Genomic DNA, 17,330 nt, shown 5'->3' with positions numbered 1-17,330 from the left:
AGCTTTTTTCTCTCCCCCTGCTCCCGAAGCCTCCCCTGCTCAAGAACAGCCTGCCTTAACAGATAAATTTGCTTAACTGAACTGTATTGACTTATTAGACAATTCCAATAGTTGCGGTTTTGTCTTAATAAAAGAGGTAATCGGCCGTATATTTGACGCGAATCTCTCGATTTGCAGATGATTTGTCACAGCCTTGAACAGGAGCTTTCCCACCAACTGTATTGATCCTTTGAATCCAATTGACTTGGTGGAAAATACCATTGCCTTCATGAGATTGTGCCTGCAACAATAGCCAGGGAATAGCATTATCTTGTGGTGCATTTGCCTTAGATTTTAACTTACCCACAACTTTGCTACCGTCTTTAGCTTCCCAGGTTGGGCCTGCATAATGCTTGCCTAAATCTTGCCCTTGCTCATTCAGCAACACAGCATCAGGAGCCTTAAGCGTCCACTCATATTGACCAGGGGATTCTGATTTTTCTTTGCAGATATAGATTTGCGAACCCTTGGCAGATGCTTTCAAAAGAAGTTGCTCACTATTTGGAAGTTTTATACTATCAGGTATAACAGTCGCATTCGCTATGTCTTGGGCAGGTTGCATAGTTGCAGCGATCGCAGTTTTTGTAAAAACACTAAATCCATGCAACACCAGCAGAGAAAAAACGAGGCTGCAATTTATCTGAATAATTTTACCAAAAGTAGCTGACATAATGCTTTCTCCTCCATTTATCCTTTTAGAGAACTTCAAAAAATAAATTATCCAATTTCTGAACTTCACTACAACTTTCCCTCCCCCTGCTTCCCCTGCCCCCTGCCCCCGGTCACTGAGCGTAGCCGAAGTGCTGCCTTCTTCACAGCTTTTGTCGCGCCATCAGTTGGGCAAACAGTCCTGGTTGATTGGCGAGTTGATCAAAACTGCCTTCTTGGACTACGCGACCATTCTCAAATACATAGATGCGATTGGCGTTGCGAATAGTACTTAAACGGTGAGCGATCGCAATCCGTGTCACCTTCAAACGCTCTAAACTTTGACTAACGATCGCTTGGGTGCGGTTATCTAAAGCACTGGTAGCTTCATCAAATAATAAGATTTTAGGTTTTAATACTAGCGATCGCGCAATCAATAATCGCTGCCGTTGCCCTCCAGAGATATTAGTTCCTCCTTCACTAATTACTGTGTGCATTCCCATTGGCATTGATTGCACATCCTCGGCAAAGCCAGCCATTCGCGCCGCCTCCCAGGCTTCATCCATCGTGATCATCGCTCCACTGGCGATATTCTCAAAGATCGATGCAGATGTCAATCGGCTATTTTGCATCACAACTCCTAATTGCCGACGCACTGCATGAATATCTAACCCCGCTAAATCTTGTCCGTCGTAGTAAATCGTGCCAGATTCCGGGACATCAAACCCCAGCAATAATCGGAACAGCGTTGATTTTCCACTACCCGAAGCGCCGACAAAAGCGATAAATTCGCCAGGTTCGGCATGGATACTAACATCATCCAATGTCAACGGCCCGTCATCTCGATACCGGAAAATCACATGATCAACAACCACTCGACCAGAAAGCCTGCCTGGATCAGCTTTTTCAGAGTCTACTTCCGGTTTCGATTCGAGAATCGGCTGCGCTCGTTCCCACAAAGGAACCACTTGCAGAACATCTATAATTGTGCTGCTGAGACTAGTAGCTCCACCGATAAATGTACCAAATGCCGCATTAAATGCTAAAAATACACCTGTGGATAAACCACCTTCTTGCGAATTGGCTTGCTGAAGTAAACTTGTGGCAAACCAGAAAAGTATTGCTGTGGTTAATACAGGCAAGATTTTATTAATCACAGCCAGAGCATCTTCAATGCCTTGGGTACTTAGCATCCATTTGATTTGCTGACTATACTGTTTTCCCCAAAAAGCAAAGGCGCGAGCTTCTGCGCCTGCAACTCGCAGTTTGCTAACGCCATTGATTAACTGCACCATCACCCCTGAGAGTTGTCCTTGTAACTCTAGTAAAGGACGAACCTTACGCAGGGTATAAATTCCCGAAACCAGAGTAATCGTAATGTTGATGAAGGCAACAACAGTGGCAATTAACGCCAGTGAAGCATTGTAGTAAAAAAGCAGTCCTAAATTGAGAAACGCGAACAAGCTGGTGAAGATACTTCTCAGAACTGTGCTACTGAGCTTTTGGCGAATTTGACTAATGGCGCTGACGCGTGAATTCAAGTCTCCAGTTGAGTACTGACGGAAGAATGATGCTTTCAGATTCAATAGTCGATCCCAGACTGCTGCTTGAGTGGAAGCATCAGCAAAGGTTTCTACCCGCATGATCGCAAAGCCTTGGGCGAGTTGAAACAACGTACTACCAAAGGCAGTTGCTAGCAGCGCTAGGGCAATTTGCATTAATAAACCGCGATTGGCATCAGGAATTGCACTGTCAATTAAGATGGCGGTAGCTTGCGGAACAATCATTCCTAAAAAAGTTGTCGCCATCCCCGCAGTCAAGACAACCAGCAATTCCTTGTAGTGCCCTTGCATGGCAAATTTCAGCAAGTCGATGGTGGTAATAACTTTATCTGGTAATGGGCGATAGAAAGTATATCCAGTTAGCGCCAGTTTAATCGCACTTTTGGCATTAACCACAGTGCGCGATCGCTTAATTGGATCAAAAATCTCATAACGCGTATCAGATACAGGTAACAGCGCCACGGGATGGTTATCTTCTAGCGTGTAAGCTAGCATTGCACCGCAATCTTTTTTCCACCATTGGCCTTGTAAAGCGATCGTTCGGGTTCGTAAACGAGAAGCACGAGCGATCGCTTGTAACGGATCTTGCACTCGTTTGAGGTCTTCAGACTTTGCTGGCGGTCGAATCGTCACACCCAAAGTCCGCCCAACTGCACCCGCCGCGATTAGCAAGGATTGGTCAAAGTCATTGGCTCCAATTTGAGCAGAAGCCGCATGTTGCGGAGATTGCAGCAACGAGGCTAACTCGCCCAGCGTCTCCTCCATCACCTGATTATTCAGGTTTTGGCGTTCTTGAAATCGGTTTAATTCTACCTCTTGTTCCTGGTGTTCTACAAGAAAAAGGGTTTGAAGAAAGTATACTTGCAGTTGAAAAATCCCTTGGAACAGAACAGTAGCATCCTCAATCTCAGACGTAGTTAGGATTTCCAGTTCGGTTGTATCTTCAGCTTGAAACCACATATCTGCACTCAACGGCAACAATCCAGATTGAGGCATGACTAACAGTTGCTCAAACCCCATCCAAACCGCGTAACCACGCTGAATTTGCACCCAGGATACCAGCTCTCGCTGTGGTTGGAAAATCTGACCATCGCTGAGTGAGAAGTAGCGAACCCCTTCTTCTTGAAACGGTAGTACAGGTGGAGTAATCGAAGACAGCGCCAATCCTAGTTGCTCAATCCATCCCTCCATTAAAGTTAAGGCTTCGCCATTGCCATTAGCAATAAATTCTCGAAAATCTTTCCTGGAAACTTTCAGAAGTTCCGTTTCTTCAATGGACACTGCCAGAAGTTGATACGGCATCGACTGAGAATCATTGACAATGCCAAACATTGCCTGTCTCGTTCGGGTAGTAAATAAATAGCGGCGGCTTCCCTCAGCAATTCCCTCTTTCACCGGAATCGCAAACACCGCCAATGAACCTGATTTTACGATCCAAATCGTCTTCGGATCATTGAGAATAATTGGCTCATTGCCTTTAAACTGATAGTACTCTCCCCGCACCGTGGCGCTGCGAATTTGATCTAACATATATATGCCTGCTTCCTAAAATTAATATAAAATCGAATAATTTTTGACATTTAACGTGTATACTTACTTTTTGCTTGAATCCGAAATCGGATAAAAATTTCAGACAAACATTAATCAACACCAACTCACTAAAATAAAACAACAGATTTAACTTTGATCTTTCCGCAATTTTTAATTTTTAATTTTTAATTTTTAATTGTAATCACTCCTCTTGAAGTGCTTCCCCTTCACTGCGAATCAATTGCAAATACTTGCCTTCAACCCGTTGTAATTCTTCATGGCTACCTCGTTGCACTACTTTGCCGCGATCGAAGACAATAATTTCGTCACAATCGCGAATTGTGCTTAATCGATGTGCCACAATTACACAAGTGCAACCGCGCTCCCGGAGTTTCTGATCGATCATCTTTTCTGCCTCGGCATCAAGCGCACTAGTCGCTTCATCCATCACCAAAATCGCCGGATTATTCACTAGAGTGCGGGCAATTTCTAATCGTTGTCGCTGCCCACCGCTCAAATTAGTTGCTCCTTCTGCGAGATCAGCGTTGTAACCTCCAGGCATGGAAAGCACTACATCCTGAATCGCAGCGTCTTTACAAGCGCGAACCAGGTTACTAAAAGGCACAGTCGAATCCCAAAGCGTGAGATTATCGCGCACACTACCTGCAAATAGCGAGATATCTTGCTCAACTAGGCCAATTGAATTAGTGAGAATCGATCGCGGAATATTTTTTCTGGGTTTACCATCAAATAGAATCTCTCCCGCCCACGGTTCATATAACCCACACACCAGCTTGGCAACGGTTGACTTACCCGAACCACTGCCACCCACCAGAGCAACTCGTTGACCAGGTTTAAGCGAAAGACTAAGATTTTCAATCAAGGGAGGCGCAGAGCGGCTATAGCCAAAGGTGATGTTATGGAGTTCAACATAGCCCTGTAGCCGAACATTGGCGGCGGCAAGGTTAGAGGTTTGTGATACAGTGATTTCTTGCTCCACAGCCGGATCGATCGCGTTGCGTAACACATCATCCAATCTACCCAAATTGCCTTCCATTTCCTGGAGTTCACCCGCTAGGCTTACCAGATTATTTACAGGTTCTAGAAATCTTTGCATCAAGCCTTGAAAGGCAATCAGCATTCCGATACTAAGTACGCCATCCATTACCCGTAATCCTCCCACCGCCAGCAAAAGCATGGATGTAATCGAGGTGAGAAATGACGGCAACACACCCAGGTTTTGATTAGTTGTATCCATTTCCTGGCGGGCATTGATTGCTTTGGCGTAATAACCTGCCCACCGGGAAAAGAATTCTGACTCTAGCCCGGAAGCTTTGAGCGTTTCCATACTTTGCAATCCAGAAATCGCTACGCCACTGACTTTGCCTTGTTCTTGCATTAATCGCAAATTGGCATCGACGCGTTGCCGTGAAACCCATCGCCACACACTGACATTCACGACGACAAAGGCAATACCGATCGCAGTGAGAACGACATCATATTGCAGCATGACTGCGGCATAAAAGACAACGGTGAAGGCTGAGATTACTGTAGTCGCTAATCTTCCTGAAAGCAGATTTGCCAAGCTATCGTTGAGGCGGACACGGCTGCTAATTTCTCCGGCAAATCGCTGATCGTAAAAACTAACTGGGAGCCGTAAAATATGCCACAAAAAACGGCTCGACATCCCCACCGCCAGCTTAATTTTCATCCGTCGCAGAAATTGCAGCTGAAGCAATGTCAGAAAACCATTCAATATAGCTGTGAACACCATCCCTAAAATTAATGGACGCAACCAATCATTTCTGCCTTCAACCAAGACATTATCTACAAAGGCTTGGGAGAATGCAGGAATAGCTAATCCAGGAATCACTAACAGCAATCCGGCGATGACACAATAAACAAGCGCTCCGATAGAACTCTGCAATCGATCCCATAAGGATAATGTTAGGCTCGGTTTACGTCCTCCTGGCTGGAATTCTGCACCTGGTTCACCAACTAGTACTACTCCAGTAAAGGATTGATCGAATTCTGTGAGCGAAACCGTGCGCGGCCCGGTGGCAGGATCGTTAAGATAAACCTTGTCTTTTTTAAATCCTTCGACTACCAGAAAATGATTGAAATTCCAAAAGACAATATAAGGACATTGAAGTTTGCGTAACCCCTCTAATTCGACCTTAAAGCCTTTTATTTGCAATCCGTAGCTCCGAGCCGCATTGAGAATATTAGATGCTTTACTGCCATCCCGTGAAACACCGCAGGCTTGACGGAGTTCAGCCAGAGGTACAATGCGATCGTAGTAGCCTAAAAGAATACCCAGCGCGGCTGCACCACATTCCACAGCCTCCATTTGTAAGAGAGTGGGAGTCCGACGGCGGCGATCGGGACGGCTGAAAAGCCGTTGAATTTTTTGGAATCGACGCCCAATTTGTGATTGAATTTGCCGCATAATCAATACATTCCACTCCACGATCGCAGAATCGGAAACACAAAGGAAATCGGGGATTGTTCATCCACTTTCACGCGCACTGAGGTAGTGGTTCCAGATGTAATTTGGCCGTCTGGCCCTTTAGACGACGACCAGCGAAAACGACTTTTAGTCGAGGGATCTGGCTGAAGTTCAGCGAAAACTTGAATTTGTGGCCCTTCTGTGGTTAATCCTTGCAAAACTTCTAGACCGCCAACAACGCTCGATGCACCTTCTTTTGTCACCGGAAACGCAGAAATACTTGTGACTTTTGCAACAATACCACCAAAACGTTCTCGTTTCACAGTCGAAGGAGTGACTTGCAACTCCATACCCTTTTGAATCTTTTTCCCTTCGCTTACCGGGAAGAATGCCACGCCGACTAACTTACTTGCAGAGTCGCGAGCTTCAATTGTGCCAATCCGAGCGCCCTTTTCCAGGGTTTGCCCTGGAACAGCAGCCAATTCTAAAATCCGTCCATTAAAATTGCTAATAATTTGGCTATTGTTTTTGATTTCCAATTTTAGTTGAGCGATCGCTCGCTCTGTGTCTTGAATTTCTTTTTTCCGATTGGTAGAAGTAGCTAAATCTTGTTCTGCTTGACCTGCAAATTTACTGTCTAGTGTTGCTAACTGAGCTTGCAGTTCCTTAGTTGAATTAATATTTGCTAAATATTCTCGTTCTGCATCAGCTTCTTTAACATTAAGTTGTTTGAGTTGCGATTCGATTTCGTTGATTTTAGCTTTACTATTGAGAAATTCCTGTTGCGCCTGAAGCACAGTATCACTAGAAACGGCTCCTTCTTCGCGTAACTTTTGTCGAAGTTCAAATCGCTCTTTAAACGTGGGTATCAAATCTCGCGTTGTTTGCAACTGTTCTTGTAAAGTCTGACGCTCTTGGCGAATCGACTCCAAACCCTTATTCCTGAGAATTGGGGTTAGCGATTGGGTTGTTTTAAGAGTCTGCAAAAGCGCCTGACGTTCTTGCCCAATCGCACCTTTATCTAAAACCGTTCGCTGAATTTGTAGAGAATTAGCATTTTGGTCTTGTTGTTGAAGTTGAGTAAGCTTGACTTGTGCAAGTTTCAACTTATCTTGAAGTTCAGTTTGGTCGATTGTCCCTAGCACCTGTCCTTTCTTCACCTCATCGCCTGTATGAACATAAAGGCTGAGAATCTGCCCAGAACTAGGAGACTGGAATCCTGCAACTTTGCTAGGAAAAACCACTACGCCTTGTCCGGCTACGGTAATCGGAATGCGACCAAAAACACTCCAAGCAAGTCCAACAGCAATTAGAGATCCCATCGCGGCTAAGGGAATCCACTTATTTGGTTGAACCACCTGCATGAGTTGATCGAGCCGCTCCGGGGAAGATAAACGATCAAGTGCTTCTTTGCGAAATAGCTTGTTTTTGTGGGTCGTAACCATACTGACTCCATTTAAGTTGTGAAATTTGTATATTAGTGAAAATAGGGAGTGGGGGGCAGGGGGCAGAGGAGCAGAGGAGCAGAGGAGCAGGGGAGCAGGGAGATGAGGGGACAAGGGGACAAGAAGACAAACAAAACTCTTAACTCTCAACTCAGCACTCAGCGCTCCTAACGCCCAATGCCCTTACATAATTCAATTGCCACGAATCTGCTTCAGCATCCAGTCAAATCGGGTACCTGCTAGTGTCACTTGAGCCAAAAAGCCAGAACTCAGTTCATCTTCATAAGTCAAGCGTTCATCTAAAGGTTTACCTGAGCTATAGGTGATTCTGCCGTAACCCAGACTATTGATGATTCCTTGTTGTTTATCTGCTAACAAAATCGCTAATACTCGATAAAACCGGGCAGCAAAGGCAACATCGTGTAGCAATTTGGCAGAAAGTCGCCATTTGGGAATCGATAACACCATTGCATCTTCAACCGCCCGAATCGTCATCGCGGGTGGACTGGCTTCGACAAAGGGCGTTTCGCCAACTATGTCACCCCGCGATAATTGAGCAAACTCTCGCTCTATATGATCTGTCTGTTCTAAAGTTGAAAAGGCACGTGTGAGAGGATTATTGGTATCTTCAGGGACGGAAGCTACCATCTTCCCATCCAATAGAATATAGAGAGCATCAACGGGTCTTCCGGCCTGAAATAACACCGATCCCGCAGGAATTCTTATAGCATTACCGGCAACAATCATCCAACCAATATCGCTATCATTTAATTCGGCAAATGTAAATAAAATTTCTCGAATTTGTGGTTGAAAAAGAACGACTGTGCTTTGTCCAATTTGGTTGATCATCTGCTCTAAACGGTGAGCAAGCATAACTGCGATCGCCCGATAAAAATGAGCAGCAAACGCGATATCTTCCTGCAATTTTTGAATCAATTGCTGCTGAGGAATCATCAACACCAGCGACTTTCTAGTGGCTTTAACTGTGGTTGAAGATTGGTAGGAGGCTAAAAAGGGCATTTCTCCTACAACTTCTCCATTTGCAAGCCTTGCGACCTCTCGTCCTGACAGTTCGCCACCTTCAAGAGCGGCAAATGCCCGACCAATGGGATTATCGTCAGCTTGAGCCACAGAAACGCTTAATGCTCCATCTAGCAGAATGTAGAGTGCATTAACAGGTGTTCCTTGGCGGATGAGGATCGTGCCAGCAGTAATTTCTTCTCTTTGACCCGTTGCTAAGATCCAATCAATATCGCTATTTGTTAGTTCCTTAAGTAGAACTTCTGTCATAATTTAACTTCCTTGTGTTTTGCTAACGGGAGAGAAATGGGGAGCGAGAAATAACTACTGAGCAATACTCCCCATCGCGTATTCACTAGCTTGACGAATCGTCGTACTTGTTCTTCCACTCAGGAAACTTTGTATTTTCAAAATGTTTTGCGATCGCTTCAGACAGATTCTTATATTTATCGTCCGTAGGATACCCACCTGGATAAGGTTCACCTACGGCAATACCACCCGAAATATTTGCGAGTTCTTGAGCCGATAGTTCTTGTGATTCTTTTTGCTTTTTGTTTTCCATTGCCATTTTTTTCCTTGTCATTTCATTTATTATTAAATTCGCCTAATTTTATGAACGTGAAATTATTAATCACACAAGAATAATTTCAGAAAGCAGTTGGACAAGTTTTGCTCAACTGCAATTGATTGATTTGAGAAACTCCGTTTATGTAGAACCTTCGATCGCAGATATATCTCCAAACAATTCACCAAGAACCTTTAGATCCTCTGTTGTCGCGTCGGTGATGGAGAGGTGGAAAACAGAAGAGTTTGCTGTCTCTGCATGAAAAGCCGACCGTGTTGAGTGAAACCCTCGTCCTCGTGATGTTTGGTGGGTAAATCCCCTTATCGATCTGTGAGATCGTATAGATGTAAACTGCAAATTAAAACCACCAGCTACATCGTCTAACTCTTCATCTGATAGTTCGATAGCTTCATCATTCGGAGTAATTTCGTCATCTGACATAGAAGCTCCTTGACCCCACGTGTTAAAGTTAAATAAGGCGGAGGGAGTTAACCGAGTGGCTGCTAGGCTTATGGTTAATAACCCCTCCTGCTCCTGAAATTCGTCAAACTGAGAAAACTAGCTCAAGCTTCAGGGCTAGAAATACCAGCTTCCTTAAACTCTCTAAGGTCTTGCTCAGAGAAAACGCTAACTTGAAAGGTAACGCTCTTAATACCACCTTCTTTAGGAATTTCTACATAACCAAGCTGAAAATCTTCGGCATTTGCGTTTGTTCCCAAGACATCGCTAGTTGCGCCACCGGCAATATAATCAAGTTCTTGATTGGATAGTTCCAGCATTTCATGAGGTTGCACATTTTCCATAATCGTTGTCGTTCTCCTTGTGGTGTTGATTATGAGCTTGGAAATAAATTACTAGGAATTCCGCTAGGAAATTCTTCTCCAGTGAATTTGATTTCGTACAAATCTTGTTGAGATATAGTAGTTTCCTGACTGTTGAAGGATGCAATACCGCCATCAGCACCGATAATCACTGCACTAGTTTGCTTATCCGAAAAGTTGAAGTTGTGAGCATCAACAAGGCTAAAAGCACCACCAGCAAAGTTGTCCAGTTCTTCAGCAGATAGTTCTACAGGCTCAATGTTGTCAGACATGATGTTTTCTCCTCAATTTATGATGTCTATTAATTGAGTTCTAGTTACTAACTTTCAAGAGTGGTAGGAAAGAAGCCAGTTGCTTTGACTTCGTACAAACTTTGGTGAGATATAGTAGTTTGTTGAGCGGTGGAAGAGCTAATCCCGCCGTTAGGGCCAACAACGGTTTCACCAATTTGTTGATCTAATTTGTTGTCGTTGTCAGCATCGGTAAAGCTAAAAGCACCACCAGCAACGTTGTCCAATTCTTCAGCAGATAATTCTACGGGCTTGATGTTGTCAGACATGATGTTTTCTCCTTAATGTGTAATGTGTGTTGTATCAAGCAAAGAGATTGATTTGCTAGTTAGTTGCTCGCCGCTCTCCTCGCTTCATGTCTTTAGAATACGAATTCAACTCAGTTATCCGCATCTGAAAAACGTCTAATATTTTGCCTAAGCGAAGTAAGTAGATATCGTCTAACTTTCGCTCTATCGCGTCGAGTCATGCCTAAGACTTTCGTTATAGGTTGACGGGTTTGTTTCCCACAAAAGTCATGAGTTTGCCTTGAAATCTGGAATTTGATTACATGCCACTGTATGACTAGATTTATAAGCATAAATTCAAATTAGATTTAGTCCTCAGAAAGAACCACATTCTACGCTCATCATTGAAAAAAATAAATCTCATGAATTATTACCTATAAATCTCTAGCAATGTTGTGTATAAAAGGGAAACAGCAATGTTTAATAGATTCAAATTAGCAACCAAATTTACTTTACTTCTATTGCTGGTGTTCATTGGTGCGATCGCAGTGAGTGGTTTTGCTTTATCTCATGCGCTTGAGCAAAAGGCAGAAGCCGAAATCGGTTATCGTAGCCAAGTTATTGCCGAAACGATGAACTCAGTAAGAAACTATACTAATACGCATATCAACCCTCTTCTGACACCGATGGTGAACACTCAAGCCACGTTTGTCCCTGAGATTGTTCCCAGCTTTGCAGTTAGAGAAGTGTTTGAAATTCTTCGTAAAAATGAAGACTATAAAGACTTTTTATACAAAGATGCCAACCTAAATCCGACTAACTTACGAGATAAAGCAGATGTATTTGAAACGCAACTTATCGAACGGTTTCGCAAGGAACCAGATTTGAAAAGCATATCCGGTTTTCGCGATTCTTATGACGAAAAATTATTTTATAATGCTCGTCCATTTTCTATTAAAAACCCGACGTGTTTACACTGTCATAGCACCCCTGAAGCGGCTCCCAAAAGTCAGATCGCTAGTTATGGTTCAGAAAATGGCTTTGGGTGGCAACTCAATGAGATTTTAGGTACACAAATTATTTATCTTCCTGCCAAGCAAGTCTTTGATGATGCTCATCGTGCATTTGTTTTATTCATTAGCTTATTTATTATTATTTTCGCCCTGGTAATTTTGCTCATTAATTATTTATTAAAACGAAATGTTCTGCAACCCCTAAAACCGATGGCACAACTTGCTCAGAAAATTAGTATGAATGAAATTACTGTCGAAGAAGCAAAAGAGTTTGATCGGGAAAAGCTAACGTCGATTGTGCAACGCCATGATGAATTAGGACAGTTAGGGCGGGTTTTTCAACGCATGGTGCATGAGATTTCTGCCCGCGAACAACAATTCAGACACCAGTTGCATACACTGCGGATTGAAGTTGACGAAGCCAAACGTGCGCGTGAAGTTGCGGAAATTGCTGAATCAAAAACGTTTCAAAAGTTGCAGGAGGAAGCAAAAGCAATGAGAAATAAACGGAATAATCAAAATTAATAATTACGAGTTACGAGTTAAAAGTGTCAGAATTCAGGAGTCAGAATTCAGGAGTCAGAAGAGTTAAAGAATCAGGAGAACATTTTATGAATAAATATAAAAATCATTCTAAATTTCTGATAAATTCTGAATCCTGACTCCTGGGTACTGAATTCTTAGTTAAAAGTTACAAATTACTAATTACTATTGAGGATTAATCATGTCTGAAATTATTTCAATTCACTCATTCCGTGGCGGCACTGGTAAGTCAAACGTCACGAGTAACCTTGCGGTACTAATTGCTCGTTCTGGAAAGCGAGTAGGGATAGTTGATACAGATATCCAATCTCCAGGAATCCACGTTCTGTTTGGTCTTGAAGAAGGCCGAATTCGCTATACCTTGAATGATTATCTATGGGGCCGTTGTAAAATTGAAGATGCAGTTTATGATGTTAGCGCCATTCTCAAACAAAAACAAACATTTTTTGGTCGCCAGGGAAGTATTCATCTGATTCCTTCCAGTATTAAGATGAGTGACATTTCTCGAATCTTGCGCGAAGGCTATGACGCACGTTTGCTTAATGATGGTTTACATAATTTAGTTCGTCGTTTAAAACTGGACTATCTGTTGATTGACACTCATCCTGGCATTAACGAAGAAACGTTGTTATCGATTATTCTTTCTGATGTCCTTGTGCTGATTCTCCGTCCAGACAAACAGGATTATCAAGGTACAGCAGTGGCAATAGATGTTGCCCGGAAGCTAGAAGTACCTAAAATGCTATTAGTGATTAACAAAGCGCTGCCATCTTTGGATTTCAAAGAGTTACAGCAACGAGTACAGAATACCTACAAAACCCCTGTGGCTGGAATACTGCCTGTTTGTGAAGAGATGTTTGACTTAGGGAGTGGTGGAATCTTCTGTTTGCGGTATCCAGATCATTCATGGACTCAAAAAATTAGTGCGATCGCTAAACAAATTACTGGTTCTGGAGCCAAATTATTTGTAAAATAATCTATCCTACTAACAATATCGCCAATTTACTAAGCTTGGGAATAGGGTTGAAGGCATATTAAACTCGAAGAACCCCACTCCCGCCAAAGCTATGCTTTGTCTCCCTACCCCGCGAGCAAAGCTACAGTTGCTAGCAAAAATTTGTATCAAAAGCAACGCATATTTCCAAAAAATATATATCCTAAGGTAGTAGATTGATTGAGCCATTGATACAAAATAAGTGTAAATTCATAGGCGATCGCTATCTTGCAAGGTTGATGTTAGACATCGCTTAACCCCGCAAGACATCAATCGAATCCCTGAAAGAAACATCTATGGCAACTCTCACACAAGCTTATAGCCTGAGTTATATCATGTCCGTCTGATTGCTTATTAAACCCGAAGAACCCCACCCCGCCAAAGCTGTGCTTTGTCTTCCCTCCCGAAGAGCGGGGAGGGGTTGGGGGTGGGGTTCTTTTATTATGGGTAATTTGGCGGACATGATATTAAACACAATCCTAGATGGTAACAAGGCTAACAAATCTAATTTACTTAAATAAACCGGGTTTAGAGTACCTGTAATATGGGAGACTTGGCAATATTCCCTATAAATCAGATTCAAGATGAGTAACGCCATTTCGGATATTACAGTCAAGACCATCAAAGGTGAAGATAAGCAATTAAACAACTATATCGGCAAGGTACTCTTAATTGTGAATGTGGCTTCCTACTGCGGTTATACTTCTCAATACGAGGGGTTAGAAAAGCTGAACCAGAAGTATAAGGAAGCAGGGTTACGTATTTTGGGGTTCCCTTGTAACGATTTTGGAGCGCAGGAACCAGGAACCAATGAAGAAATTGGGCAATTCTGCACGAGCAAATATGGTGTTACCTTTGAACTATTCGATAAAGTTCATGCTAAAGGCTCACAGCAGCATCCACTTTATGAGCGACTTACCAAAGCCGTTGAGCCAACGGGAAATGTTGCTTGGAATTTTGAAAAATTTTTAGTTAATAAGCAAGGTGAAGTGGTAGCTCGATTTAATAGTAGTGTTCAGCCAAATTCACCAGAGATAATTGCCACCATTGAGAAAGAATTAGCAAAATAGTCATTAGTCATTCGGTTGCACTATTGGTATTGATTTTTGGCTCTGAGCTGTTAAATTTCTTTACGTTCAGTGCTTTAATTGAGATGTTATCTCAATGAGTAGTTTAATTTATTTGCGTCTAATTTGTCATGAACGTTGCAATCATTGGTTGTGGTTATGTTGGTTATCAAGTTGCTCAATATTGGCAGCAAAATATGAATTTTGTTGTCAGTGTAACCACAACTTCCCCTGAGCGTGTCCCGGCACTACAATCAGTATCCCAAAAAGTTGTAGTTACCTACGGGAATGACCTAGAGAGTCTAAAATCAGTTTTGCACAATCAAGATGTTGTGCTTTTGAGTGTTGGTGCAAAAGGTGGGGAAGTTTATGAAGAAACTTATCTACAAACTGCCCAAACTTTAGTTTCATGTTTGCAGCAAAATCAGAGCGTGAAACAATTAATATATACAGGGAGCTATGCAGTCTATGGTGATAGAAATGGTGTATGGGTAGATGAAGAAACACCGCTTGCACCTCCTAATTTAAACGCACAAATTCTCCGAAAAACAGAGGATGTGTTGCTATCAGCATCTAGCGAAAATCTCCGTGTTTGTATCTTCCGCTTGGGAGGGATTTATGGAACTGGTAGAGAACTGTTGAAAATATTTGGTAGATATTCTGGCGCAACGCGTCCAGGCAATGGCGAGGATATCACAAATTGGATTCATTTAGATGATATTGTCGGTGCGATAGAATTTGCCCGTCACCGTCGTTTGCAAGGAATTTACAATCTGGTAGATGATGCACATCTCACTAGCCGAGACTTGCTAGATAACTTGTTTGAAAAACATAATTTACCCAAAGTCAAATGGGATACATCTATCAAGAATACGCGCCCATATAATGCTTGGGTATCGAATGAAAAGCTTAAAGAAGCTGGATATGAGTTGATTCATCCACAGATGATTTTTTAGCAATTATTAAAAACTAGGAATTATGCAACCATCTGCTGTAACTAACACAACCAATTTGACCGCATCTCCTAGCCAGTTTTATAGTTGGCAAAATTATCGTTGCGCTTACGAAGTTCATCAACCAATTAATACAACATCTGAGGGTGTTCCTTTACTGTTAATTCATCCGATTGGCGTGGGATTGTCGCGGCGATTTTGGCAACGATTTTGTCGCGATTGGTATAATGCAGGTCAACGTAATTCAATTTACAACCCTGATTTACTAGGATGTGGTGAAAGTGATATGCCTCATGTAGCTTACACTCCTAGTAATTGGGCAGAACAGTTACAGTGCTTTTTACAAACAGTAGTGCAAAAACCGGTTATTGTTGTGGTACAAGGTGCTTTATTACCAGTTGCTATCCAATTAGTCCAAAAGGAATCAAATTTAATTGCCGGACTCGTACTTTGTGGGCCGCCAGCGTGGGCTTTGATGACAAATAAACCACCACAATGGCAAGAAAAATTTATTTGGAATGTGTTAGATTCACCTTTTGGCAGTGCTTTTTATCGCTATGCACGCACCCCAAAATTTTTACGTTCTTTCTCGACTCGTCAACTTTTTGCTTCTGAAAATGCTGTGGATGCAGAGTGGTTAAATACATTGCTTGCAGGTGCAGAAAATCTTGCTAGCCGCCACGCAGTATTTTCTTTTTTAGCAGGGTTTTGGCGAGATGATTATACTAGTTATATCGCCTCGATTCAGCAACCAACATTAACGGTTATAGGGGAAACTGCATCAAGTATTAGCCAGGATAATAAAAAAGAAACACCAGATGAACGCTTGGCTCACTACCTTGCTTGTTTGCCTCAAAGTCAAGGTATAAAAATAAATGGGCGTAATGTTTTACCTTATGAATCAACTACTGAATTTATAGCAGCGATCGCTCCATTCATCAATAAAGTTTTTTAGCTGATTGATAGTTACATTGTACCAGTTCTCCCATGATAGGTTATGACTGGAATTGATTACTAAAGGCAAGCAAAATTATGTTCCCCAATCGTCGAGGACAAAGAGTACCCAATGTCACTTTTCATACTCGCCTGAATAATCAGTGGGTGGATGTGACAACGGATGAGCTATTTGCTGGTAAGACAGTGGTTGTCTTCTCTTTACCAGGTGCTTATACTCCGACTTGTTCATCAACTCATCTCCCTGGCTACAACGAGTTGGCTGGGGTTTTCAAACAAAATGGTGTCGATGACATTATCTGTATTTCTGTGAATGATGCTTTTGTGATGAACGAATGGGCGAAGGATCAAGAAGCAGAAAATATCACACTAATCCCTGATGGTAATGGTGAATTTACTGAAGGGATGGGGATGCTGGTAGATAAATCAGACTTGGGGTTTGGGAAGCGATCGTGGCGTTATTCTATGCTGGTGAGAGATGGTGTAATAAACCAGATGTTTATTGAGCCAGATGAGCCAGGAGATCCCTTTAAGGTGTCCGATGCTGAGACAATGCTCAGATATATCAATCCCCAAGCAGTTAAGCCCGAAGTAGTTTCCCTGTTTGCGAAAGTGGGTTGTCCTTACTGTGCCCGTGCTAAGGCAATGCTCAAGGAACATGGTATTAACTACGAAGAAATTACCTTGGGTAAGGATATCACCACGCGATCGCTAAAAGCAGTTGCGGGTGCAACAACAGTTCCCCAAGTATTTATCGATGGTAAATTAATTGGTGGTTCTGAGGCATTAGAAGCCTACTTCGCTGCTAAATAGAGTTGAGTAGAGTTGCAATAGTAGACTTCTTGGCAAAAATCGGGAAAAGGGGAAGGGGAAGGGGAAAGGTTTGGTATTTTCCCTTTCCCCATAGGATTGAGTAGAGTTGCAATAGTAGACTTCTTGGCAAAAGTCGGGAAAAGGGGAAGGGGAAAGGGGGAAAGGTTTTTTCTTTCCCCTTTCCCCCGCCCCTTATCCCCTTCTTGGGGCCCCAGCTTCCCCTTTTCCCCAAAACCCGACAAGTATTGCCCTAAACCCTTGTCTTCCTTAACTGAACCATATTGTTATATAAGCAACAGATACCTCGAAGTCGTTTTGAGGTACTTCAAAGTCGTTTTGAGGTACTTCAAAGTCGTTTTGAGGTACTTCAAAGTCGTTTTGAGGTACTTCAAAGTCG

General features: G+C 42.6%; 16 protein-coding genes. 6 read left to right on the top strand and 10 right to left on the bottom strand.

From position 1 onward, the window contains the following. Positions 1 to 124: 124 nt before the first annotated feature. From RMX98_RS34475 to RMX98_RS34430, 10 genes are all read right to left on the bottom strand, one after another. On the bottom strand, positions 125 to 709 hold the full coding sequence (locus tag RMX98_RS34475) for a DUF3455 domain-containing protein (RefSeq protein ID WP_322676374.1): 585 nt from the start codon (positions 707 to 709) through the stop codon (positions 125 to 127). A 142-nt stretch (positions 710 to 851) separates the two neighbouring features. After that, complete coding sequence (locus RMX98_RS34470) at positions 852 to 3,779, bottom strand: NHLP bacteriocin export ABC transporter permease/ATPase subunit (RefSeq protein WP_322676373.1); 2,928 nt, start codon at positions 3,777 to 3,779, stop codon at positions 852 to 854. 202 nt (positions 3,780 to 3,981) lie between these two features. Then, positions 3,982 to 6,228: an NHLP family bacteriocin export ABC transporter peptidase/permease/ATPase subunit gene (locus RMX98_RS34465; protein ID WP_322676372.1), complete on the bottom strand. Its 2,247-nt coding sequence runs from the start codon at positions 6,226 to 6,228 to the stop codon at positions 3,982 to 3,984. A gap of 2 nt (positions 6,229 to 6,230) precedes the next feature. Continuing rightward, a complete protein-coding gene (locus RMX98_RS34460; protein WP_322676371.1) occupies positions 6,231 to 7,673 on the bottom strand; it encodes an NHLP bacteriocin system secretion protein in 1,443 nt (480 codons plus the stop codon). A 192-nt stretch (positions 7,674 to 7,865) separates the two neighbouring features. Further along, positions 7,866 to 8,963: a cyclic nucleotide-binding domain-containing protein gene (locus RMX98_RS34455; protein ID WP_322676370.1), complete on the bottom strand. Its 1,098-nt coding sequence runs from the start codon at positions 8,961 to 8,963 to the stop codon at positions 7,866 to 7,868. A gap of 85 nt (positions 8,964 to 9,048) precedes the next feature. After that, positions 9,049 to 9,255: a bacteriocin gene (locus RMX98_RS34450; RefSeq protein ID WP_322676369.1), complete on the bottom strand. Its 207-nt coding sequence runs from the start codon at positions 9,253 to 9,255 to the stop codon at positions 9,049 to 9,051. Between the two features lie 144 nt (positions 9,256 to 9,399). Beyond that, positions 9,400 to 9,699 (bottom strand): hypothetical protein, encoded by a 300-nt coding sequence (locus tag RMX98_RS34445; protein WP_322676368.1) that lies wholly within the window; start codon positions 9,697 to 9,699, stop codon positions 9,400 to 9,402. A gap of 122 nt (positions 9,700 to 9,821) precedes the next feature. After that, positions 9,822 to 10,061 carry a hypothetical protein gene (locus tag RMX98_RS34440; protein ID WP_322676367.1) on the bottom strand — a complete coding sequence of 80 codons (240 nt, stop codon included), beginning with the start codon at positions 10,059 to 10,061 and terminating at the stop codon, positions 9,822 to 9,824. A gap of 29 nt (positions 10,062 to 10,090) precedes the next feature. Beyond that, positions 10,091 to 10,351, bottom strand: coding sequence for a CTB family bacteriocin (locus RMX98_RS34435; protein WP_322676366.1), 261 nt, complete (start codon positions 10,349 to 10,351; stop codon positions 10,091 to 10,093). Between the two features lie 47 nt (positions 10,352 to 10,398). Next, complete coding sequence (locus tag RMX98_RS34430) at positions 10,399 to 10,638, bottom strand: CTB family bacteriocin (protein WP_322676365.1); 240 nt, start codon at positions 10,636 to 10,638, stop codon at positions 10,399 to 10,401. A gap of 434 nt (positions 10,639 to 11,072) precedes the next feature. On the opposite strand from RMX98_RS34430, the gene RMX98_RS34425 reads away from it, so the two are divergent. The 6 genes from RMX98_RS34425 (at position 11,073) to RMX98_RS34400 (ending at position 16,933) form a co-directional block, all read left to right on the top strand. Then, the gene (locus RMX98_RS34425; RefSeq protein WP_322676364.1) at positions 11,073 to 12,134 is read left to right on the top strand and encodes a DUF3365 domain-containing protein; all 1,062 of its coding nucleotides are present in this window, start codon (positions 11,073 to 11,075) and stop codon (positions 12,132 to 12,134) included. 199 nt (positions 12,135 to 12,333) lie between these two features. After that, positions 12,334 to 13,128 carry a MinD/ParA family protein gene (locus RMX98_RS34420; protein WP_322676363.1) on the top strand — a complete coding sequence of 265 codons (795 nt, stop codon included), beginning with the start codon at positions 12,334 to 12,336 and terminating at the stop codon, positions 13,126 to 13,128. Positions 13,129 to 13,730: 602 nt separating this feature from the next. Then, positions 13,731 to 14,216, top strand: coding sequence for a glutathione peroxidase (locus RMX98_RS34415; RefSeq protein WP_322676362.1), 486 nt, complete (start codon positions 13,731 to 13,733; stop codon positions 14,214 to 14,216). Between the two features lie 128 nt (positions 14,217 to 14,344). Continuing rightward, entirely contained in the window at positions 14,345 to 15,169 is an 825-nt protein-coding gene (locus RMX98_RS34410; RefSeq protein WP_322676361.1) for an SDR family oxidoreductase, read from the top strand. A gap of 22 nt (positions 15,170 to 15,191) precedes the next feature. Next, positions 15,192 to 16,121, top strand: a complete 930-nt coding sequence (locus RMX98_RS34405; protein ID WP_322676360.1) for an alpha/beta hydrolase — start codon at positions 15,192 to 15,194, stop codon at positions 16,119 to 16,121. A 77-nt stretch (positions 16,122 to 16,198) separates the two neighbouring features. Next, on the top strand, positions 16,199 to 16,933 hold the full coding sequence (locus RMX98_RS34400; protein ID WP_322676359.1) for a glutathione peroxidase: 735 nt from the start codon (positions 16,199 to 16,201) through the stop codon (positions 16,931 to 16,933). The last annotated feature ends 397 nt before the right edge of the window (positions 16,934 to 17,330 follow it).

Origin of the sequence: Nostoc sp. DedQUE02 (assembly GCF_034531035.1) — a bacterium.
In the GTDB taxonomy this organism is placed as follows: Bacteria; Cyanobacteriota; Cyanobacteriia; order Cyanobacteriales; family Nostocaceae; genus Nostoc.
Note: the sequence above shows the minus strand (reverse complement) of the source record. Positions and strands in the feature narration are given on the sequence as shown.

Bases quoted from the DNA above. Each gene is read 5' to 3' on its own strand.
- RMX98_RS34475 (WP_322676374.1), bottom strand. From the start codon at position 709: ATGTCAGCTACTTTTGGTAAAATTATTCAGATAAATTGCAGCCTCGTT.
- RMX98_RS34470 (WP_322676373.1), bottom strand. From the start codon at position 3,779: ATGTTAGATCAAATTCGCAGCGCCACGGTGCGGGGAGAGTACTATCAG.
- RMX98_RS34465 (WP_322676372.1), bottom strand. From the start codon at position 6,228: ATGCGGCAAATTCAATCACAAATTGGGCGTCGATTCCAAAAAATTCAA.
- RMX98_RS34460 (WP_322676371.1), bottom strand. From the start codon at position 7,673: ATGGTTACGACCCACAAAAACAAGCTATTTCGCAAAGAAGCACTTGAT.
- RMX98_RS34455 (WP_322676370.1), bottom strand. From the start codon at position 8,963: ATGACAGAAGTTCTACTTAAGGAACTAACAAATAGCGATATTGATTGG.
- RMX98_RS34450 (WP_322676369.1), bottom strand. From the start codon at position 9,255: ATGGAAAACAAAAAGCAAAAAGAATCACAAGAACTATCGGCTCAAGAA.
- RMX98_RS34445 (WP_322676368.1), bottom strand. From the start codon at position 9,699: ATGTCAGATGACGAAATTACTCCGAATGATGAAGCTATCGAACTATCA.
- RMX98_RS34440 (WP_322676367.1), bottom strand. From the start codon at position 10,061: ATGGAAAATGTGCAACCTCATGAAATGCTGGAACTATCCAATCAAGAA.
- RMX98_RS34435 (WP_322676366.1), bottom strand. From the start codon at position 10,351: ATGTCTGACAACATTGAGCCTGTAGAACTATCTGCTGAAGAACTGGAC.
- RMX98_RS34430 (WP_322676365.1), bottom strand. From the start codon at position 10,638: ATGTCTGACAACATCAAGCCCGTAGAATTATCTGCTGAAGAATTGGAC.
- RMX98_RS34425 (WP_322676364.1), top strand. From the start codon at position 11,073: ATGTTTAATAGATTCAAATTAGCAACCAAATTTACTTTACTTCTATTG.
- RMX98_RS34420 (WP_322676363.1), top strand. From the start codon at position 12,334: ATGTCTGAAATTATTTCAATTCACTCATTCCGTGGCGGCACTGGTAAG.
- RMX98_RS34415 (WP_322676362.1), top strand. From the start codon at position 13,731: ATGAGTAACGCCATTTCGGATATTACAGTCAAGACCATCAAAGGTGAA.
- RMX98_RS34410 (WP_322676361.1), top strand. From the start codon at position 14,345: ATGAACGTTGCAATCATTGGTTGTGGTTATGTTGGTTATCAAGTTGCT.
- RMX98_RS34405 (WP_322676360.1), top strand. From the start codon at position 15,192: ATGCAACCATCTGCTGTAACTAACACAACCAATTTGACCGCATCTCCT.
- RMX98_RS34400 (WP_322676359.1), top strand. From the start codon at position 16,199: ATGTTCCCCAATCGTCGAGGACAAAGAGTACCCAATGTCACTTTTCAT.